Annotated in this window: 21 protein-coding genes and 1 pseudogene; 14 read left to right on the top strand and 8 right to left on the bottom strand. The window is 71.5% G+C overall.

The features are described from left to right. Positions 1-32 precede the first annotated feature (32 nt). The 3 genes from dapE (at position 33) to O3W51_RS17920 (ending at position 3,135) form a co-directional block, all read left to right on the top strand. Positions 33-1,103: a succinyl-diaminopimelate desuccinylase gene (gene dapE, locus O3W51_RS17930; protein ID WP_138351010.1), complete on the top strand. Its 1,071-nt coding sequence runs from the start codon at positions 33-35 to the stop codon at positions 1,101-1,103. Positions 1,104-1,220: 117 nt separating this feature from the next. Then, entirely contained in the window at positions 1,221-2,300 is a 1,080-nt protein-coding gene (locus tag O3W51_RS17925) for an alpha/beta hydrolase (RefSeq protein ID WP_164295281.1), read from the top strand. Between the two features lie 19 nt (positions 2,301-2,319). Continuing rightward, positions 2,320-3,135 (top strand): TIGR00730 family Rossman fold protein, encoded by an 816-nt coding sequence (locus O3W51_RS17920; RefSeq protein WP_138351008.1) that lies wholly within the window; start codon positions 2,320-2,322, stop codon positions 3,133-3,135. Positions 3,136-3,144: 9 nt separating this feature from the next. Here the strand turns inward: O3W51_RS17920 and folP are convergent, their stop codons facing one another. Further along, positions 3,145-4,005 carry a dihydropteroate synthase gene (folP, locus tag O3W51_RS17915; protein ID WP_138351007.1) on the bottom strand — a complete coding sequence of 287 codons (861 nt, stop codon included), beginning with the start codon at positions 4,003-4,005 and terminating at the stop codon, positions 3,145-3,147. Positions 4,006-4,139: 134 nt separating this feature from the next. Between folP and O3W51_RS17910 the strand changes: the two genes are divergently transcribed. Both O3W51_RS17910 and O3W51_RS17905 read left to right on the top strand, forming a co-directional pair. Beyond that, the gene (locus O3W51_RS17910) at positions 4,140-4,568 is read left to right on the top strand and encodes a cell division protein DivIVA (protein ID WP_232484654.1); all 429 of its coding nucleotides are present in this window, start codon (positions 4,140-4,142) and stop codon (positions 4,566-4,568) included. Beyond that, entirely contained in the window at positions 4,561-5,151 is a 591-nt protein-coding gene (locus O3W51_RS17905) for a DNA-3-methyladenine glycosylase I (protein WP_198357010.1), read from the top strand. Before O3W51_RS17910 ends, O3W51_RS17905 begins: the two co-directional genes overlap by 8 nt. Positions 5,152-5,164: 13 nt before the next feature. Here O3W51_RS17905 and O3W51_RS17900 read toward each other — a convergent pair whose 3' ends face one another. Beyond that, positions 5,165-5,965 carry an enoyl-CoA hydratase/isomerase family protein gene (locus O3W51_RS17900; protein ID WP_138351005.1) on the bottom strand — a complete coding sequence of 267 codons (801 nt, stop codon included), beginning with the start codon at positions 5,963-5,965 and terminating at the stop codon, positions 5,165-5,167. A gap of 279 nt (positions 5,966-6,244) precedes the next feature. On the opposite strand from O3W51_RS17900, the gene O3W51_RS17895 reads away from it, so the two are divergent. Beyond that, positions 6,245-6,412 (top strand): DUF3117 domain-containing protein, encoded by a 168-nt coding sequence (locus O3W51_RS17895; protein WP_069464762.1) that lies wholly within the window; start codon positions 6,245-6,247, stop codon positions 6,410-6,412. 88 nt (positions 6,413-6,500) lie between these two features. Here the strand turns inward: O3W51_RS17895 and O3W51_RS17890 are convergent, their stop codons facing one another. Beyond that, entirely contained in the window at positions 6,501-7,139 is a 639-nt protein-coding gene (locus tag O3W51_RS17890) for an O-methyltransferase (RefSeq protein WP_244809857.1), read from the bottom strand. Positions 7,140-7,363: 224 nt separating this feature from the next. On the opposite strand from O3W51_RS17890, the gene sigE reads away from it, so the two are divergent. From sigE to O3W51_RS17865, 5 genes and pseudogenes are all read left to right on the top strand, one after another. Beyond that, on the top strand, positions 7,364-8,125 hold the full coding sequence (gene sigE / locus O3W51_RS17885) for an RNA polymerase sigma factor SigE (protein WP_187145001.1): 762 nt from the start codon (positions 7,364-7,366) through the stop codon (positions 8,123-8,125). Next, positions 8,122-8,913, top strand: a complete 792-nt coding sequence (locus tag O3W51_RS17880) for an anti-sigma factor family protein (protein ID WP_269286756.1) — start codon at positions 8,122-8,124, stop codon at positions 8,911-8,913. The genes sigE and O3W51_RS17880 overlap by 4 nt, the downstream gene beginning before the upstream one ends. Before the next feature lie 13 nt (positions 8,914-8,926). Continuing rightward, a pseudogene (locus O3W51_RS17875) lies at positions 8,927-10,279 on the top strand (S1C family serine protease); the annotation flags it as partial. Positions 10,280-10,401: 122 nt separating this feature from the next. Next, positions 10,402-10,848 carry a sec-independent translocase gene (locus tag O3W51_RS17870; protein WP_138351000.1) on the top strand — a complete coding sequence of 149 codons (447 nt, stop codon included), beginning with the start codon at positions 10,402-10,404 and terminating at the stop codon, positions 10,846-10,848. Between the two features lie 144 nt (positions 10,849-10,992). Continuing rightward, on the top strand, positions 10,993-11,607 hold the full coding sequence (locus O3W51_RS17865) for a hypothetical protein (protein ID WP_138350999.1): 615 nt from the start codon (positions 10,993-10,995) through the stop codon (positions 11,605-11,607). Positions 11,608-11,662: 55 nt separating this feature from the next. Here the strand turns inward: O3W51_RS17865 and O3W51_RS17860 are convergent, their stop codons facing one another. From O3W51_RS17860 to O3W51_RS17850, 3 genes are read right to left on the bottom strand one after another with little or no spacing between them, the layout of a single operon-like run. Then, positions 11,663-12,820 (bottom strand): Mrp/NBP35 family ATP-binding protein, encoded by a 1,158-nt coding sequence (locus tag O3W51_RS17860; RefSeq protein WP_138350998.1) that lies wholly within the window; start codon positions 12,818-12,820, stop codon positions 11,663-11,665. 19 nt (positions 12,821-12,839) lie between these two features. Next, complete coding sequence (locus O3W51_RS17855; protein WP_138350997.1) at positions 12,840-13,394, bottom strand: DUF1003 domain-containing protein; 555 nt, start codon at positions 13,392-13,394, stop codon at positions 12,840-12,842. Continuing rightward, entirely contained in the window at positions 13,384-14,697 is a 1,314-nt protein-coding gene (locus O3W51_RS17850) for a magnesium transporter MgtE N-terminal domain-containing protein (protein WP_138350996.1), read from the bottom strand. The genes O3W51_RS17855 and O3W51_RS17850 overlap by 11 nt, the downstream gene beginning before the upstream one ends. 285 nt (positions 14,698-14,982) lie before the next feature. Here O3W51_RS17850 and O3W51_RS17845 point away from each other — a divergent pair, with 285 nt between their 5' ends. Further along, positions 14,983-15,708: a hypothetical protein gene (locus O3W51_RS17845; RefSeq protein WP_164295276.1), complete on the top strand. Its 726-nt coding sequence runs from the start codon at positions 14,983-14,985 to the stop codon at positions 15,706-15,708. A gap of 33 nt (positions 15,709-15,741) precedes the next feature. On the opposite strand, the gene O3W51_RS17840 is transcribed toward O3W51_RS17845, so the two are convergent. After that, positions 15,742-16,269 (bottom strand): hypothetical protein, encoded by a 528-nt coding sequence (locus tag O3W51_RS17840; protein ID WP_138350994.1) that lies wholly within the window; start codon positions 16,267-16,269, stop codon positions 15,742-15,744. A 153-nt stretch (positions 16,270-16,422) separates the two neighbouring features. On the opposite strand from O3W51_RS17840, the gene O3W51_RS17835 reads away from it, so the two are divergent. Continuing rightward, positions 16,423-17,391 carry a DMT family transporter gene (locus tag O3W51_RS17835; RefSeq protein ID WP_138350993.1) on the top strand — a complete coding sequence of 323 codons (969 nt, stop codon included), beginning with the start codon at positions 16,423-16,425 and terminating at the stop codon, positions 17,389-17,391. Between the two features lie 26 nt (positions 17,392-17,417). On the opposite strand, the gene O3W51_RS17830 is transcribed toward O3W51_RS17835, so the two are convergent. After that, positions 17,418-18,533: a magnesium and cobalt transport protein CorA gene (locus O3W51_RS17830; RefSeq protein ID WP_138350992.1), complete on the bottom strand. Its 1,116-nt coding sequence runs from the start codon at positions 18,531-18,533 to the stop codon at positions 17,418-17,420. Positions 18,534-18,958: 425 nt separating this feature from the next. On the opposite strand from O3W51_RS17830, the gene O3W51_RS17825 reads away from it, so the two are divergent. Further along, positions 18,959-19,546 carry a suppressor of fused domain protein gene (locus O3W51_RS17825; protein WP_138350991.1) on the top strand — a complete coding sequence of 196 codons (588 nt, stop codon included), beginning with the start codon at positions 18,959-18,961 and terminating at the stop codon, positions 19,544-19,546. The last annotated feature ends 153 nt before the right edge of the window (positions 19,547-19,699 follow it).

Below are 19,699 nucleotides of genomic sequence, written 5' to 3'. Positions count from 1 at the left end.
GGCCTCCGGGCACCGCCGGTAGGGTCGGGGGCATGACCGCAAGCCCGCTCGACCTCAGCCAGGATGCCGCCGCCGTCACGGCGCAGCTCGTGGACATCCCTTCTGTCAGCCTCGCCGAGAAGGCGCTGGCCGACATCGTGGAGGAGGCGCTGCGCGCCCTTCCGCACCTGACCGTGGACCGGGACGGGGACGCGGTCGTGGCACGGACGAACCTGGGCCGCGCCGAGCGGGTGGTGCTCGCCGGACACCTCGACACGGTGCCGATCGCGGACAACCTGCCGTCCCGGCTCGACGCCGACGGACTGCTGTGGGGCTGCGGCACCACCGACATGAAGTCCGGCCTCGCCGTACAGCTGCGCCTCGCCGCGACCGTGCCCGAGCCCAACCGCGACCTCACCTTCGTCTTCTACGACGCCGAGGAGATCGCCGCCCAGTTCAACGGCCTCAAGCGGCTCGTCGAGAACCACCCGGAGTGGCTGGCGGGCGACTTCGCGGTGCTCCTGGAGCCCACCGACGCCCAGGTGCACGGCGGTTGCCAGGGCACCCTGCGGGTCAGGGTGCAGACCACCGGCCGCCGCGCCCACTCCGCGCGCAGCTGGCTCGGTGAGAACGCCATCCACAAGGCCGCGCCGATCCTCGCCCGGCTCGCCGCCTACGAGCCCCGCCGGGTCGTCATCGACGGGCTGGTCTACCCCGAGGGCCTGAACGCGGTGATGATCGAGGGCGGGCACGCGGGGAATGTGATTCCCGACACGTGCGCCGTGATCGTCAACTACCGGTTCTCGCCCGATCAGACCGAGGCCGAGGCGCTCGCGCACGTCACCGAGGTCTTCGAGGGATTCGAGGTCGTGCCCACCGACAGCGCGCCCGGCGCGCTGCCCGGACTGTCCCAGCCGGCCGCCGCCGCGTTCGTCGCGGCCATCGGAACTGAGCCTTTCGGCAAGGAATCCTGGACCGACGTGGCCCGTTTCTCCGCCCTCGGCATCCCGGCCGTCAACTACGGTCCCGGCAATCCCAAGCTGGCCCACACCCGCGAGGAGAATGTGTCGGTGGCCGCCGTCCTGGAGGCCGAGGAGCGGCTGCGGGCCTGGCTCACCGCCTGACGCCCAGGACCCGGCGGGGGGGCTGGGTGGGAACCGCACGGGCCGTTATCCGCGTGATGTTCCCACCATGGTGTGATCGGATGCAACCGATCGTGTGGGGGGAAAGAAGGCCGTTCCATGGGACTGACCAGTCCGCTGTTCTTCGTGGTGCTCATCGTCGCGGCCGTCGTGGCCGTGGCGGGGGCCGTGCTGCTGTGGGGGCGTGTGCCGGGCCCCCGGCTGGTCCGGCTGCCCGCCCGCGTCGGGATGATCGTGGTGTGCCAGCTGACGGCGGTCTTCGTGGTGATGGCCGGGGTGAACAACCAGTACGGCTTCTACGCCTCCTGGGACGACCTGCTCGGCGGCGGCAGCGGGGGCGGCAGCATGAACACCTCCGCGAAGCACAAGGCGCCCCCGCCGGGACCGGCGCAGCTGACGGTGAAGTTCGCCCCGTACGCGCAGGGGTTCCGCAAGGCGGACGTGCTCGGCGCCAAATCCGGCGCGTCGGGTGACGTCATGGTCTGGACGCCGCCGCAGTACGACAAGAAGGAGTACGCGAACACCCGCTTCCCGGTGATCGTGGTGCTGCACGGCCTGCCCGGGAGCCCGCGCAGCTTCCTGCGCGCCATGCGGCTCGGCCAGATCATGGAGCGGCAGATCACCGAGGGCAAGGCCGAGCCGGCCATCCTCGTCCTGCCGACGATCACGCCCAAGGGCGCCAAGGCCGGCTGCGCCGACGCGCCGGGCCGGGGCAAGGGCGGCACCTGGCTCGCCCAGGACGTGCCGGACGTGGTCGCGCACAACTTCCGTACGCTGCCCGCCCCGAGCGGCTGGGCGGTGATGGGCATATCGACCGGCGGCTACTGCGCCGCCCGGCTCGCCCTCGACTACCCCTCCCGGTACGTGGCGGGCGCCGCGCTGGCCCCCGACAACCCCGCCGAGGGCCCCCGTTCACCGCTGTGGCTGGCCCACAACACCAAGCCGAACGTGGACCTCCTGGTGGGGTCGAGCGTCCAGGACCCCGAGAGCCCGCCGCGGTTCGCCGAGTGGCTCGGCCACGCGGTGCAGGCGCCGACGACCGTCACCCCGATGCTGCTGGACACCGGCGGCCACAACTGGAAGACCTGGGGACGGATGTTCCCCGACGCGCTCACCTGGGTGAGCAGCCACCTGGAGGCTCCGCGCGTTGTGCCGCTGGCCAGCCCGGACGCGCCGTGATGCGTCGTACGCTGCTCGCATGAGTACCGCACGCAGGGACACGAGCAACGCGCAGGAGGCGGCAGCGGCGGCCAACGAGGCGGCCGAGCACTCTTCTCCGCAGGGACAGGGCTGGCCGGAACGGCACACCGGGCCGGTGGTCCGGAGGCGCGGCCAGGTACAGGCCGGCACCACCGACCAGCGGTTGCTGGACAGCCGCGGCCCCTCGGAATGGGTGCACGGCGATCCCTGGCGGGTCATGCGCATCCAGTCCGAGTTCGTCGAGGGATTCGGCGCCCTGGCCGAACTCGGCCCCGCGGTCAGCGTGTTCGGCTCCGCGCGCACCCCGGTCGACTCCGTGGAGTACGCGGCGGGCATCTCGATCGGCCGCGCGCTGGCCGAGGCCGGCTTCGCGGTGATCACCGGCGGCGGCCCCGGTGCCATGGAGGCCGCCAACAAGGGCGCGGGCGAGGCCGGCGGGGTGTCCGTCGGGCTCGGCATCGAGCTGCCCTTCGAGCAGGGCCTCAACCCCTACGTCGACATCGGGGTGAACTTCCGCTACTTCTTCGTCCGCAAGACGATGTTCGTGAAGTACGCGCGCGGCTTCGTCGTGCTCCCCGGCGGTTTCGGCACCCTGGACGAGCTGTTCGAGGCCATCACCCTCGTCCAGACGAAGAAGGTCACCCGGTTCCCGATCGTCCTGTTCGGCACCGCGTACTGGAGCGGCCTCGTCGACTGGGTCCGGGGCACCCTGATCGAGGGCGGCAAGGCCTCCGCGGCCGATCTGGAGCTGTTCCATCTGACCGACGACGTGGACGAGGCCGTGGCCCTGGTGACCAAGGAGACCGAGGGCTGAGCCGCGCCCCTACGCCAGCCCGCGGCGGGCGACCGCGGGCGGCCGGTGCCCCGCGATGGAGGCCACCATGTCCAGCACCTGACGGGTCTCGGCGACCTCGTGGACGCGGTACACCCGGGCCCCGAGCCAGGCCGAGACCGCGGTGGTCGCCAGCGTCCCGATCAGCCGTTCCTTGACCGGGCGGTCGAGCGTCTCGCCCACGAAGTCCTTGTTGGACAGCGACACCAGCACCGGCCACCCGGTCTCCGTCATCTCCGGGAGCCGCCGGGTCGCCTCCAGCGAGTGCCGGGTGTTCTTGCCGAAGTCGTGCCCGGGGTCGATGAGGACGGCGTCGCGCCGCACACCGAGCCCGACGGCCCGCTCCGCGAGGCCCACGGTGACCCGCAGGATGTCCGCCATGACGTCCTCGTACCCGGTCCGGTGCGGGCGGGTGCGCGGCTCGACGCCGCCGGCGTGCGTGCAGACCAGCCCGGCGTCGTAGCGGGCGGCGACCTCGGCCAGCTTCGGGTCGACGCCGCCCCAGGCGTCGTTCAGCAGATCGGCGCCCGCCTCGCAGGCCGCCTCGCCCACCTCGTGCCGCCAGGTGTCGACGCTGATCACGACGTCCGGGTGCCGCCGGCGGACCTCGGCGACGAAGGCGACCGTGCGGCGGATCTCCTCCTCGGCCGAGACGTCCTCTCCGGGACCGGCCTTGACCCCGCCGATGTCGATGATCGCGGCGCCCTCGGACACCGCCCGTTCCACGCGCAGCAGGGCCGGTTCATCGCTGAACGTGGCGCCCTGGTCGTAGAACGAATCGGGTGTCCGGTTCACGATCGCCATGATGACCAGCTCGTCGTCGCCGAACTCCCGCGTGCCCAGCCGCAGCATTTGCGTGTGCCTCCTGTAGATCGCCCACCGGCGACGATAGCCGCAGGAGGGTGCCGGCTCCCCACAGGAGGGTCCGGCGGGGGCCGGACATGGCACCATCGTGCAAACACATCGCGCGGCCCCGGGAGACGGTCTTGTTCTGGTTCATGCTCATCGCGCTGGTCGCGGTGGTCGCCGCAGTGGCACTGGCCGTACTCGGCGACGGCGGCCCGCTCCGCGACGCGGACCCGGACCGGATCGACGACCGGCTGCCCGTCGACCGCCCGCTGGTCCGCGCCGACATCGACGGGCTGCGGCTGCCGGTGGCCGTACGCGGCTACCGGATGCTCGACGCGGACGAGGTGCTGGACCGCCTCGCGGCGGAGCTGGCCGAGCGGGACGCGCGCATCGCGGATCTGGAGTCGGCCCTGGCCGGCGCCCAGGCGACCGCCCTGGGCACGCCGGCACTGCTGGACCCGCCGCTCTCGCTGTCGGTCCTCGACCAGCCGCCCATGCGGCCGGACGCACCGTCGGACACCCCGCCCTCGCTGCGCAAGGACCCGGAGGACCGCCCCCATGAGTGAGCGCGGCACGGTCACCGGCGAGGACGGCCTGGCCCGCTGCCCCTGGGGGCTGTCGGCGCCGGAGTACGTGGCGTACCACGACGGCGAGTGGGGCCGTCCGGTGCACGGCGACGACGCGCTCTACGAGCGGCTGTGCCTGGAGGCGTTCCAGTCCGGGCTCTCCTGGATCACGATCCTGCGCCGCCGCGAGGGCTTCCGCGCCGCCTTCGCGGACTTCTCCATCAAGGCGGTCGCGGCGTTCACCGACGAGGACCGGGAAAGGCTGCTCGCCGACCCCGGCATCATCCGCAACCGCGCCAAGATCGACGCGTCCCTCGGTAACGCCCACGTGGCCGCCGGGCTGGGCGCCGGCGGCCTCGACGAGCTCATCTGGTCGCACGCGCCGGACCCGGCGGGCCGGCCGGTGCCGCGCACGCTCGACGACGTACCGGCGACCACGCCCGAGTCGGTTGCGCTGGCCAAGGACCTCAAGAAGCAGGGCTTCCGCTTCGTCGGGCCGACCACGGCCTACGCGATGATGCAGGCCTGCGGCCTGGTCGACGACCACCTGGCCGGCTGCCACGTGCGGACCACCAGGTCGTAGACCTGTTGCGCCGCTACCGGCCCAGGTAGCGCGGCGGCTCCTTCTTGAGGAACGCCTCCACGGCGATCCGGTGGTCCTCCGACGCGCCCGCGATGGTCTGGAGCTCGTCCTCCTTCTCCAGCGTCTCCAGGAGCGAGTGGTCCGTCCCGTACGCCAGCGACGCCTTGATCGCCGCGTAGGCCACCGTCGGCCCCGCCGCGAGGCTCCGTGCCACCGCCAGGGCCTCAGCGGCCAGGTCCGCGGCCGGGACGACCTTGTTGGCGATTCCGAGCTCCAGGGCCTCCTGGGCGGTCACGTTGCGGGGGAAGAGCAGCAGATCGGCGGCGCGGCCGTGGCCGATCAGCCGGGGGAGGGTCCACGACGCGCCCGAGTCCGCGGTCAGTGCCACCTTCGCGAAGGACGTGTTGAAACTCGCCGTGTCGGCGACCACCCGGTAGTCCGAGGCGAACGCCAGACCCGCGCCGGCGCCCGCGGCGACCCCGTTGATTCCCGCGACCACCGGCTTCGGCATCGTCGCGAGGGCGGTGACGATGGGGTTGTAGTGCTCCCGGACCGTCGACATCGTGGCGCCCGTGCCGGACTCGCGGTCCTCCATCAGCAGGCCGACATGCTCCTTGAGGTCCTGGCCGACGCAGAAGGCGCGCCCGGTTCCGGTCAGCAGAACGGCCCTGACCTGGGAATCCGCCGCCGCGCCCCGGACGGCCTCGCGGAGCGCGACCTTGGTCTCGACGTTCAGGGCGTTCATGGCATCGGGACGGTTCAAGGTGATGGTCGCGAGCCCGTCGCTCACCTCGTACAGCACGCTGTCGGACATGGATGATCCCCTTCGTCGCGGCTCCGGTCCTGGCCAGCATGCCGGACATCGCCACAGGCGAACATGTGACGTACGTCAAACATTCAACGGGGCGAATGCGGCACGGAACGGGAGTGCGGCGGCGAAGTATCGCAGTCTCATCACCGAATTGGCCGGTTTTGTGGGAGGGGTTTCTCGAACGGATGGGAACCGATGTTGGTCATCGGGTCGGCACATGCGGGATAATGGTCGAGAACCAATGTGTTCGAGTCCGAGCTGGTTTCAGGAAGGGGAACGAGCATGGCGGCCATGAAGCCGCGGACGGGTGATGGCCCGCTCGAGGTCACCAAGGAGGGGCGGAGCATCATCATGCGCGTTCCGCTCGAGGGCGGCGGACGGCTTGTTGTCGAGCTGACTCCTGACGAGGCGGATGCCCTCGGCGACGCGCTGAAGAAGGCCATCGCCTGACACGAGCGCGTTCCCAATAAACGTCACGGCCCCGATTCCTGACCGTTCCAGGTCCGGAACCGGGGCCGCTGCCGTGTCCGGGACCCGGCTACGGGCCTCGGCGGACCGCGCAGAGCAGCCCGTCGTCGGTGGGCAGCAGGACGGGCGCGAACGCCTTGCTCTCGCGGACCGCGCGCATCAGCTCGCGCAGCCGCACGGCCTCGGTGTCCTGATGGGCCGCGTCGAGCGTGCGGCCCTGGGCGAAGGTCCCCTCGAAGCAGACCAGCCCGCCCGGACGCAGCAGGCGCAACGATTCGCCGAGGTAGTCCAGGTACTCGAGACGGTCCCCGTCGCAGAAGACGAGGTCGTACCCGCCGTCCGCCAGCCGCGGCAGGACCTCCAGCGCGCGGCCGGGGATGAACCGGGCGCGGTTGGCGGCGAAGCCGGCGTCCCGGTAGGCCTCGCGGGCCAGTTGCTGGCGGTCGGGTTCCGAATCGACGGTGGTCAGCACGCCGTCCGGCCGCATCCCGAGCAGCAGATGGATGCCGGACACACCGGTGCCGGTGCCGATCTCGACGACGGCCTTGGCGTCGGAGGCGGCGGCGAGCAGCCGCAGCGTCGCGCCGGTTCCGGGGGACACAGGGCGCAGACCGGACTCGTGGGCGCGCCGCCGGGCTCGTATCAGCGCGTCGTCTTCGGCGACGAAGGCGTCGGCGAACGCCCAGCTCGCCTGCCGGTTGCCGGTAATGGCCCTCTCCCTGTCCCCGTCGGTGTTGCGGCCCGCCCGGCGACTGTATCCTCCCCCAGCTACCGCTGGGTGGGACCCCCGAGCCGGGAACCTGCTGATGGGACTGCGCGTTAGTAGGGCGGGACCGAGAACGTGCGGTACGCGGGAAGTGCCTCCGTGCAGCCGCCCCGACCAGGTCCCCGGCGAGACAGCGCACTTATCCGGAGCTAACGGGCGAGGTGGATATGGTAGTGGCTCTACTGGAGACCACCAGAGCCGACAGGGGAGGTGCGGCTGCGGCCGGTGATCGGGGAGTGCTCCGGCATATTCTCAGGTCCTCCGGACAGCCGAAATCCGTGACCAACACTGCTGACCGTTCACGCAACGACGTACCCGCCAACGCGACTTTCGCCACCGACGGGGAGAACCAGGCGTGGACGCCTCCTTCCTGGGAGGAGATCGTCAGCACGCACAGTGCCCGCGTCTACCGCCTGGCGTACCGCCTGACGGGCAACCAGCACGATGCCGAGGACCTCACACAAGAAGTCTTCGTCCGTGTCTTCCGTTCCCTGTCCACGTACACGCCCGGCACCTTCGAGGGCTGGCTGCACCGCATCACCACCAATCTCTTCCTGGACATGGTGCGGAGACGTCAGCGGATCAGGTTCGACGCGCTCGGCGACGACGCGGCGGAGCGGCTCCCGAGCCGTGAGCCGTCCCCCGCACAGCACTTCAACGACACGCACTTCGACGCGGACGTCCAGCAGGCGCTGGACACCCTCGCGCCGGAGTTCCGCGCCGCCGTCGTGCTCTGTGACATCGAGGGGCTGTCGTACGAGGAGATCGCCGCCACCCTCGGCGTGAAGCTCGGCACGGTCCGGAGCCGGATCCACCGCGGCCGTTCCCACCTGCGCAAGGCTCTTGAGCACCGTTCCCCCGCGGCCCGACCGGGCCGTGCGCTGGCCGCCGCCGTACCGAAACCGGGCCTGGAGGGCGGGAGAGCGTGAGCAGTAGCGGTACCGGCCGGCAACACGTCGCATCTGCCGAGCAGCATCTCGGCGATCGGCTCGCCGCGTTCGTCGACGGCGAGTTGCCCGATGACACCCGGGACCGGGTGCTCGCGCATCTGGTGACGTGTCCCCAGTGCAAGACAGCCGCCGATGAGCAGCGCCGGCTGAAGAACGCCGTGGCGACCACGGCGCCGCCGACCCTGTCCGCGGGCCTGCTGGCCCGGCTCCAGGGACTGCCGGGCGGTGGCGACGACGAGGGAAGAGGCCCGTTCGACGGCGGCCTCTTCAGTGCTGATGTGTTCGGGCAGAGCGCGGCGGAGGAGTTCTCCTTCCTGTCCCCTGGTCCCGATCTCGCCGCACCGACCGATGTGCGGTCCCGCGGTTTCCGGATCCATGAGGTCGAGCGTTCGGCGTCCTCGCCCGGTTCGGCCTCGCGCGGCCGGCGGTTCGCCTTCGCGGCGGCCGGCGCGTTCTCGATGGCGGCCATCGCGCTCGGCGGTGCGCTCCCGATGGACGCGTCGATCGACAGCGGCGCCCCGCGCCCCGAGGAACAGGGCCCCGCGGTCGCCCCGCTCAGCGGCGTCAACTCGGTCTCCGACCTCAAACCGCTCCGCAACGACCTGGTGAACTCGGCGGAGGACCGCTATCTGCGGCATCCCCCGCTGGCGGGCGCCACGCCGGCCTCGGTGACCCGTCCGCTGATGGCGTCCGTGCCGGTCACCAAGCCCGCACCGACCGCCTCGCTGACCCCGGCGGCCACTCCAGGACCTGCCGTACACCGCTGACCCGCACGGCTGAGGCCATCCGGCCGTGTGGCACTTGCGGACTTCCGCATACCGCCCGCAGGCTCGAAGAATGAGCGATGAGGCGGACCGGCCGCAGTGGTGGAGTCGCCCGTCGGGCCCGGTGCCCGGCGCGGGCGGCGCGGAGGCGGCAGGACCCGCCCCGGACGAGGCGTTCCCCGACCCGTACCTGCTCAACCGCATGTCCGGCGGCGCCGCCGAGCCCGCTCCCTGGCACGGTCCCGGCACCCCGGCCCGCGCCCGTCGCGGACGGGCGGCCCCGCTGATCGCGGGCGCCGCGCTGGTGGCGCTGCTCGCCGGCGGGATCGGCGGAGCGGCCGGCGTCTACGCCGAACGGCACAGTGCCCAGGACGGCGATCAGGTGACACTGCCCCAGGTCTCCGAGGGCAGCGCCGACCGGGCGGGCGACAGCGTCGCGGGGATCGCGGCCAGGACCCTGCCGGGCGTCGTCTACATCCATGTGAAGGGCGCCGCGGGCGAGGACACCGGCACCGGGTTCGTGCTGGACGCCAAGGGCCACATCCTCACCAACAACCATGTGGTCGGCGCCGCCGGCAAGGGTGCCGACATCCAGGTCACCTTCAACGGCGGCCAGCTGAGCAAGGCGAAGGTGGTCGGGGTGGACAGCGGCTACGACCTCGCCGTCATCGAGGTCAGCGGGGTGTCCGGGCTGCGGCCGCTCACCCTCGGCAACTCCGATTCGGTGCGGGTCGGCGATCCGGTGGTCGCCATCGGCGCCCCGTACGGCCTCGAAGGCACCGTCACCGCGGGCATCATCAGCGCCACCCGCAGGCCGATCACCGCCGGCGGCGCCACCGACGGCACCGACGTCAGCTATGTGGACGCGCTGCAGACCGACGCACCGATCAACCCCGGCAACTCCGGCGGCCCGCTCGTCGACGGGCAGGGGAGGGTGATCGGGATCAACAGCGCGATCCGGGCGGCCGACGACTGCGGCCCGGCCGGCGGCCAGGGCGGCAGCATCGGCCTCGGCTTCGCCATCCCGGCCAACCAGGCGAAACGGGTCGCAGAGGAGCTGATCAACACCGGTAAGGCCACCCACCCGGTGATCGGGGTGACCGTCGACATGACCTACGAGGGGGACGGCGCCCGGGTCGGCGGCAAGGCGGGCACCACCGCGGTGACCCCCGGCGGTCCCGGCGACCAGGCCGGCATCGAGGCCGGTGACGTCATCACGGCGGTCGACGGCGAGCGGGTGCACCGCGGCGAGGAGCTGATCGTCAAGATCCGCAGCCACCGACCGGGTGACCACCTCACACTCACCCTGGTGCGCGCCGGAACGGAGCGTACGGTCGAGCTGACCTTGGGTTCGGCCACCGGGGGCTGACCCTTTACCCGGTGTCGACGTAGTGTTGGCCCAAGCCACTCCCGCGCTGCCCGCGCGGCCAGGTACGGTAAGTCGACCCGGACCCTGCCCACCCGGCTGTGGACGTCCCAAGGAGCTGCAAGGTGTTCTTCGACATAGGCCCGATGGAGATGATCGCGCTTGTCATCCTTGCGGTGCTCGTCTTCGGCCCGGACAAGCTGCCGAAGGTCATCCAGGACACGATGTCGTTCATCCGAAAGGTGCGGGCCTTCTCGGACAGCGCCAAGGAGGACATCCGCAAGGAGCTGGGGCCCGAGTTCAAGGACTTCGAGTTCGAGGATCTGAACCCCAAGACGTACATCCGCAAGAACATCCTGGAGAACGAAGAGCTCGGTCTGCAGGATCTGCGCAACGGTTTCGACTTCCGCAAGGAGATGGCCGAGGTCACGGATGCCGTGAACGGCACCGACACCACGGCCGCGGCCGCCGCCGGCGCCGCGGGTGCCGCCACGAGCACCCCGGACCGGCTCCGCAAGCGCGAGACGCTGGACAAGGACGAGCCCCCGCCGTTCGATTCCGACGCGACCTGAGTCAACCTGTTTGTCCCGTTCCACCCCTTGGGGTGGCTATTCTCCATGTGTCCGCCATCACCGTGCGCCGTTTTGGCCTCCGGGCCCGGCTCCGGTCCGGCAAGATGGCGGAGCCCAAAAGGGCATGGAGGAGGCGCCACCCCGATGGAGACGAAGACCGGCACAGCGGATCGAGCGGTCGACGGCTACTTGATGGCCGACTTCCCGTGGTACGGGCTGGACGAGGCGTTCACCGGACGCCGCTGGCTGACCGCGGTCGGCACCAGCGCGGACGGAACCGTGGAGCACGGCTCGATAGGGCATGGCGACGAACCGTCCATCAAGGCGGAGACCACCGACCCCCAGGCCCAGCGGTTCGCCGTGGTCGTGACGGTCGCCCGGCGTCCCGGCCGGCGCAGCTCGGACGGCACCGGCGTACTGGAGGCCACCTCGGTGTCCTCGGCGGCCTGGCTGGCGGGCTCCGGCCTGCTGTCCTGCACCTGGCCCAGCCATATGGAACGCGCACTGCGCCAGGACTGGCTCGACCAGCAGATCGCGACCGCCTGGGACCTCGCCGACGATCTGGCCGGCCCCCACTGGTCGACCCTGACGCTCCCGGTGGACGGCGAGCCCACCACGTTCCACTACCGGGAGTCCGCGTACGGCTGGGTCCTGGCGGGCTCCGCGCGCGGCGCCCACCTGGGCGCGTACGGGCGCGGCATGAGCGCGTACGGGCTGGGACTGGCCGTGGTGAAGGACATCACCTCGTACGACGGCTGACGGCCGGCATGACGGTGCCCCCGACCGCACTGCGGCCGGGGGCACCGTCATGAACTCAGAACTTGTTCCGCGGGGTGATCCCCAGCGACATACCCGCCAGGCCGCGGGCCCGACCGCCGAGCTTGCCGGCGATCGCCTTGAGGGCGAGCGCCGCGGCGGAGTCCGGGTGGCTCAGGACGACCGGGCGGCCGTCGTCGCCGCCCTCGCGCAGCCGTACGTCGATCGGGATCTGGCCCAGCACCGGCACCGTCGCGCCCGTGGTCCTGGTCAGGCCCTCGGCGACCCGCTCGCCGCCGCCGCTGCCGAAGACGTCGACGATCTCGTCGCAGTGCGGGCACGGCATCCCGGACATGTTCTCCACGACGCCGACGATCTTCTGGTGGGTCTGCACCGCGATGGACCCGGCGCGCTCCGCGACCTCGGCGGCCGCCTGCTGAGGCGTCGTCACCACGAGGATCTCGGCGTTCGGGACGAGCTGCGCGACGGAGATCGCGATGTCGCCGGTGCCCGGCGGCAGGTCCAGCAGCAGGACGTCCAGGTCGCCCCAGTACACATCGGCGAGGAACTGCTGCAGCGCGCGGTGCAGCATCGGGCCGCGCCACACCACGGGCGCGTTGCCCGGGGTGAACATGCCGATCGAGATGACCTTCACCCCGTGCGACGACGGCGGCATGATCATGTTCTCGACCTGCGTCGGCCGGCCCTCGACACCGAGCATGCGCGGTACCGAGTGGCCGTAGATGTCCGCGTCCACGACGCCGACCTTGAGGCCGTCGGCGGCCATCGCCGCCGCCAGGTTCACCGTCACCGAGGACTTGCCGACGCCGCCCTTGCCGGAGGCGACCGCGTAGACCCGGGTCAGCGAGCCGGGCTGGGCGAAGGGCACCTCGCGCTCGGCGGTGCCGCCGCGCAGATTGCCGGCGAGCTCCTTGCGCTGCTCGTCGCTCATGACGTCCAGCTCGACGGTGACACCGGTGACGCCCGGTACCCCTTCGACTGCCGTGGTGACATTCGTGGTGATCGTCTCGCGCATCGGGCAGCCCGACACCGTCAGATAGACGGCGACCTTCACGGTGCCGTCGTCCGCGATGTCCACGGATTTGACCATGCCGAGATCAGTGATCGGCTTGTGGATCTCCGGGTCGTTCACCGTCGCGAGCGCCGCGCGCACGGCGTCGGCGGTCGGAGCGGATCCGTGAATGTCGGTAGCCATACGGTCGATGGTACGGCGCTCACCGGTCGGTTCCGGCGTCGCCTTCGTCACGCCGCTCTTCCAGTTCCTTCAGCAGATCCTGGAGCTCGGAACGGATCCAGTCGCGGGTGGCGACCTCCCCGAGGTTCATCCGCAGCGACGCCACCTCCCGCGTCAGGTATTCGGTGTCGGCGATGCTGCGCTCGTTCTGTTTGCGGTCCTGCTCGTGGGTGACGCGGTCCCTGTCGTCCTGCCGGTTCTGCGCGAGCAGGATCAGCGGGGCCGCGTACGACGCCTGGAGCGAGAGCATCAGGGTCAGGAAGATGAAGGGGTACTGGTCCCAGCGCATCGAGTCCGGAGCGAAGACGTTCCACAGCACCCACAGGATGATGAGGACCGTCATCCAGACGATGAAGCGCCCGGTGCCCAGGAAGCGCGCGATCCGCTCCGAGAACCGGCCGAACTCCTCCGGGTCGTAGGCCGGCAGCAGCCGCCGCCGGGTCGGGCGGGGCTGGTCCAGGCGGACCCGGTGCCGCGGCGCGGCGGTGGAGCCGCCCGGTGTCTTCGCGCGCTCGCGCTCCACGTCAGCGGGCATCGGCGGGCCTGTTCTCGTCCGGGCGGGCCTCACCGACGTGGTACGCGCCGGCCGCGCCGTGCAGCTCGGTCTCGCGCCAGTCGTCGGGCAGCAGGTGGTCCAGCACGTCGTCGACCGTCACCGCGCCGAGCAGCGATCCGCTCTCGTCCACGACGGGTGCCGAGATCAGGTTGTACGTGGCGAGGTAGCTGGTCACCGCGGACAGCGGGGTGCCGGGCGGCAGCGGCAGCAGGTCGGTGTCGACGATGGAGCCGACCAGGGTGAAGGGCGGGTCGCGCAGCAGCCGCTGGAAGTGCACCAGACCCAGGTACTTGCCGGTCGGGGTCTCGTCGGGCGGCCGGCAGACATAGACCTGGGCGGCGAGCGCGGGGGACAGGTCGGGGTTGCGGACCCGGGCGAGCGCGTCGGCGATCGTCGCGTCGGGCCGCAGCACGATGGGCTCGGTGGTCATCAGGCCGCCGGCCGTGCGCTCCTCGTAGGAGAGCAGCCGGCGCACATCGGCCGCGTCCTGCGGCTGCATCAGCGTGAGCAGGCGCTCCTGGTCGACCTCGGGCAGCTCGGAGAGCAGGTCGGCCGCGTCGTCCGGGTCCATCGCCTCCAGGACGTCGGCCGCGCGCTCCTCCTTGAGCTTGCCGAGGATCTCCACCTGGTCGTCGTCCGGCAGCTCCTCCAGGACGTCGGCGAGCCGGTCGTCGTCCAGGGCGGCGGCGACCTCGCCGCGGCGCTTGGGCGACAGGTGGTGCAGCACGTTCGCGAGGTCGGCGGGGCGCAGCCGCTCGAACGTGGCGAGCAGGTTCTCGGCGCCCTGTCCGTGCTCCTCCAGGGAGAAGCCGGTCACGGCGGACCAGTCCAGGGTCAGCGTCTCGCCGCGCCTGCGCAGCGCACCGCCCTTGCCCCGGCGGACGAAGACCTTGTCGATCTCCCAGTCGCGGCGGGCTGGCAGCTGCACCATCGAGATGTCCAGCACCGTCACCTCCTCGCCGGTCGCGACGATCCTGACCCGCCGGTCGAGCAGTTCGCCGAGGACCAGGGTCTCGGTCGGCCGCTGCTCGAAGCGCCGCATGTTGACGACGCCGGTGGTGATCACCTGGCCGGACTCGACGCCGGTCACCCGGGTCATCGGCAGGAAGATCCGCCGCCGGCTGACCACCTCGACGACCAGCCCGAGCACCCGCGGCGGCTTCCCGCCGACCCGCAGCATGACGACAAGGTCCCGGACCCGGCCGACCTGGTCGCCGCCCGGGTCGAAGACCGCGACACCGGAGATGTGGGAGATGAACACGCGCGGGGCACCTGCGGCCATGCGGTGCCTCCTGGCGTCGTGCGGGTCACGGTTCGTCGCTGTCAGGCTAACCCGCTCGGATCTTGGCTGCCGCACGGTGCTGCTCCGCGGGGCGGCGGGCGACCCCGGGCAGGCACCGGGCAGGCACCGGGCAGGCACCAGGCAGGCACCGGGCAGGCCCTGGCAGGCCACAGGCTCCAGGTCGCCCGTGGAATGGTGCGGTCCGGGTCTCGGCAGGGAGCTGTACGCTGCGGTAGCTTCGGGTCTCCCCACCACCGTTCCCCTGCCGCTGGAGGAAGAGAACACGTGTTTCCCGGCCGCCGATCCGTTGTTCTAGTCGGGGCGCTGTGCGCCGGACTGACCCTCGCCGGCTGCGGCGACCCGGACGCCGGGACCAACGGGGTCGCCAAACTGCCCCCCAAGACGATCGAGCAGCGAGCCCGCGACGCCGCCGCCGCGGCACAGACCGTCCGGCTGTCCGGCACCGTGGTCAGCAAGGGGAAGACGTACAAGCTCGACATGCGGCTGCGCGGCAACGGCGGCGTCGGCGACGTCTCGACGCAGAGCAGCACGTTCCAGCTGCTGCGGGTCGACGACGACCTGTATTTGAAGGCGGGCGCCGACTTCTACGGTGACGCCGGCTCCGACAAGAACAGCCAGGCCGCCGCGGCGAAGCTGAAGGACAAGTACGTCAAGGTGCCGGCGGGCGACCCCGCCTACCAGCAGTTCAGTGGCTTCACGGACAAGAAGGTGCTGCTCGACGCGCTCTTCGCGCTCAACGGCGAGCTGTCCACCGGCGACCACCGCAAGGTCAACGGCACCCGCACCATCGCCCTCGCCGCGGACGGCGGCGGAGGCGGCACCCTCGACGTCTCCCTGGAGGGCAGCCCCTACCCGCTGCGGTACGAACGCGCGGGCGGCTCCGGCACCCTCACGCTCGCCGACTGGGGCAAGGACTTCGCCCTCGCGGCGCCGGACGCCGCCCATGTCGTCGACTACGGCAAGTCCGTGACGGGCACCTCGGGCGGCTGACGCCGCCCCGGCCGTACGATCCGGGTACTACCGTCAGCCGCGCTTCCTGCGGCGGGCCAGCAGCCGCGGCAGCGCCTCCGGCATCGGCTGCCGGGTCGTGGCGGGCGACGGAACGGGGCCGGCCGCACCCGAGCCGTCCGGCATGGTGCCGGGCTGCTCGCTCGGCGGTCCTGACGGTACGAGCCGCAGCACCTGGCACTCACGCGCCCAGCGCACGGTCATCGTCTCGGCGTCCGGTGCGTTCAGCCGCTTGCCCTTGAGCTCCTCGACGGCGGCGGTCCACCCGTCGCTGTCGGGGACGAGCGCGGAGACGGTGGCGGGCCACGCGACCAGCCGGCCGCCCTTGTCCTTGCTGCGCACCGTCACGACCGCGGTGCCGCCGTCGGTCAGCCCGCCGAGCGGCTGCTCCCCGGGGCCGCCGCCGACCACGCACATCGCGCCGTCCACCCAGGCGTGCCACACCGCCTGCGGCGGGCGGCCGGTCGGGGCCTGGACCCAGACCAGGCCGGACTTCTTGGTGGCCTCCTCGACGAGGGCGGTCTGTTCGGCGGTTTCCGTCATGGGGCTCACCTTATTCGGTGCGCCCGTCCCCGCGGCGTGCTCCGCGGCGTTCCCTGCGGCCCTCCAGGCGGGTCCAAGCGCTGGACGACAGGAGCATGCTCTTGTCACGGCCCTTACGCTGGTCGGAGACCCTGTTCCGACCGAGGAGAACCCGTGTCCGCCGAGCCGCGCACCGTCGCCCCGCCAGTCGCCGTGCCCCCCGCGGCAGCGGTCGCGCACCGGCCGCTGGACCTGACGCTGCTGGCCGTCGCCATCGCCGGCGTCTCGTTCTCCGCGCCGCTGATCGCGGCGACCGCCGCCCCGGCGCTGGCCATCGCGTTCTGGCGGAACGCCATGGCGATCGGGGTGCTCACCCCGTTCGTGCTGCGCAGCAACCTCGGCGAGCTGCGCCGGATGGGCCGCCGCTCGCTGCTGCTGTCGGTGGCGGCGGGCGCGACGCTCGCACTGCACTTCGGCCTGTGGCTGCCGAGTCTGTCGATGACGTCGGTCGCGACCTCGACCGCGCTGTGCACCACGACCCCGATCTGGACCACGATCATCCTGCGGATACGCGGCCACCGGCCGCCCCGCATGGTGTGGGCGGGCACCCTGCTGGCCGTGGTCGGCGTCATCATCCTGACCGGTATCGACATGTCGACCGACACCCGCGCGCTGGCCGGTGACGCGCTCGCGCTGGGCGCGGGCATGGCGGCGGCCGCGTACGTCCTGCTGGGCGCCGAGGTCCGCAGGACCGCCAGCACCACCGCGTACACCTACATCTGCTACTCGACGACCGCGGTCGCGCTGCTCGTCGCGTGCCTGGTCTCCGGCGCCTCGCTGGGCGGGTACAGCGGTGAGACCTGGCTGAAGCTCGTCGCGCTCACCGTCGCCGCGCAGCTGCTGGGCCACTCGCTGCTGAACCGGGTGGTGCACGGGCTCGGCCCGTCCACCACCTCGACCGCGATCCTGCTGGAGACACCGGGCGCGGCCCTCATCGCGGCACTCTGGCTCGGCCAGACCCCGCCGGCGATGGCCTACCCGGCGCTCGGAGTGATCCTCGCCGGCCTGGCACTGGTGATCCTGGCGGACCGGAAGGCCGGCCCGGTGCCGGCAGACCTGCCGGCGACGCCCGGGGGAGCCTGACCACCACCACTGCCGGCAGCGGCCACCTACAGCCAGCCGTTCCGGCGGAATCCGCGGTGGATGCTGAAGCAGATGGCGACTGTCGCGCACAGGACCATCGGGTAGCCGTAGCGCCAGTGCAGCTCCGGCATGTGGTCGAAGTTCATGCCGTACACCCCGGTGATCATCGTCGGGACGGCGAGGATGGCCGCCCATGCGGTGATCTTGCGCATGTCCTCGTTCTGCGCGACGGTCGCCTGCGCCAGGTTCGCCTGCAGGATCGAGTTGAGCAGATCGTCGAAGCCGACCACCTGCTCGTGGACCCGCGCCACGTGGTCGGCGACATCGCGGAAGTACTTCTGGATCTCGGGGTCGATCAGCCGCATCGGCCGCTCGCTGAGCAGCTGCATCGGCCGCAGCAGCGGTGAGACGGCGCGCTTGAACTCCAGTACCTCGCGCTTGAGCTGGTAGATCCGGCCGGCGTCGCCACCGCGCGCGGACTTGCCCTGCGCGGCGGAGAAGACGTCGATCTCCACGTCGTCGATGTCGTCCTGCACGGCCTCGGTGACGGCGAGATAGTCGTCGACCACCTGGTCGGCGATGGCGTGCAGCACGGCCGAGGGGCCCTTGGCGAGCAGCTCGGGGTCCTCCTCCAGCCGGTGCCGCAGCGCGCGCAGCGAGCCGTGGCCGCCGTGCCGGACGGTGATGACGAAGTGCCGGCCGGTGAAGACCATGACCTCGCCGCTCTCCACGACCTCGCTGGTCGCGGTGAGTTCGGTGTGCTCGACGTACCTGATGGTCTTGAAGACGGTGAACAGGATGTCGTCGTAGCGCTCCAGCTTGGGGCGCTGGTGGGCGTGCACGGCGTCCTCGACGGCCAGCGGGTGCAGCCCGAACACCTCGGCGATGCCGGCGAACTCCTGCTCCGTGGGCTCGTGCAGACCGATCCAGACGAAGCCCTCGCTGCGGCTGCCGGTGCGCACCTTCTCCAGCGCGACGGCCGGGTCGATGTGGTCGCTGCAGCGCGCGCCGTCGCGGTAGACGGCGCAGTCCACGACCGCGCTCGTCGCGCTCGGCGTACGGGTCGCGCCGTAGTCGTATGAAACGGCGCTCTTGCGCAGGGAGGGACGGACCACTGCACGCAGGTCACGGATCATCGACATGGCAAGCTCCTTCACGGACTGGCCGACGGCACGGAAGCCGCACTGAAATGCTGATCAAGGCAGGGTGATCACAAGGCAGTTCAGGGCGCTCTTCCGGCGCGATGCCCGCGGCGGGCGCGGATCCATGGGGAAGTGAGAACTTCCGTGTTTCCCGGCGACGGTGCTGGGTATGGAACGCGAAGACTCAGCCGGCGAGGCGGCGGAAGGAAGAGCGGGCAGGACTGCAAGGTCGACTATGATCCATGTCAACCCCACCTCCTCCGGCCGATCCCCGCTGAGGGATGACGTATACCCATGGCAGCGCCGGACTTCACGGCGGGCCAACGCCCCACCTTAGCAAGCGCCCGGAGCGCTCCTGCCCGGCTTTGCCTGTTCCATACGGTTCCCCTACCTGTCGCGGGCACGGCGGACCTATGCTCCGCGGTATGGGCGATCTTCTTCAGCTGGTCGAGGCGCGACTGCACTCGGCGTTCGGTGAGCGGCACAGCAGGGCGGCGGTGACCTTCCTCGGCACCGACCGTATCGAGGTGCTGCGCTTCGTCGACGGCGATGTGCTGCGCTACGCGACGCTCGGCATGTCGCGGCAGCCGATGAGCGATCCCCTCGCCACCGTCGCCGACCCGCTGCGCGGCCCGCGCGCCGAACTGGTGCTGTCCGTACGGGCCGGGCTCGCCCCCGTGGACCAGGTGCTGCGGCCGCTCGCCGTGCTCGCCGCCTCGCCCCAGGTCGAGGGCGTCGTGGTGGCTCCCGGCGCCTCGCTGGACGTCGGCGGACCGCTGTGGACCGGCGCGCCGTTCTCCGCCGTGCTGGTCGCGGAGCCCGGCGGCCTGGTCGAGGACCTCGGCCTGGACGAACCGCTGGACCCGGTCCGGTTCTTCCCCGTGCTGCCGATGACACCGAACGAGGCGGCCTGGAAGCGCGTCCACGGCGGCGCCGCGCTGCAGGAACGCTGGCTGAAGTACGGCACGGATCTGCGCGACCCGCTGCGGGCGTCGGTACCGCTCACCGACTGACCCGGCCGACCCGTCCGGACCCGCCCGTCGTACGTCCCGCCGCACGTTCCGTCCCCACAAGTCCCGCCCCTGGAGCCCGTCCCGCCGTGCGTACGGCTGATCCCTCGACGCCGGACGGGTGATCGTCCTTGACGCGGGCACGTCGCGGGAGGA

This window comes from Streptomyces sp. H39-C1 (assembly GCF_027158125.1).
Taxonomy (GTDB): domain Bacteria; phylum Actinomycetota; class Actinomycetes; order Streptomycetales; family Streptomycetaceae; genus Actinacidiphila; species Actinacidiphila fildesensis.
The sequence above is the reverse complement of the archived record's forward strand: the minus strand, read 5'-3'. Positions and strand labels throughout refer to the sequence as shown.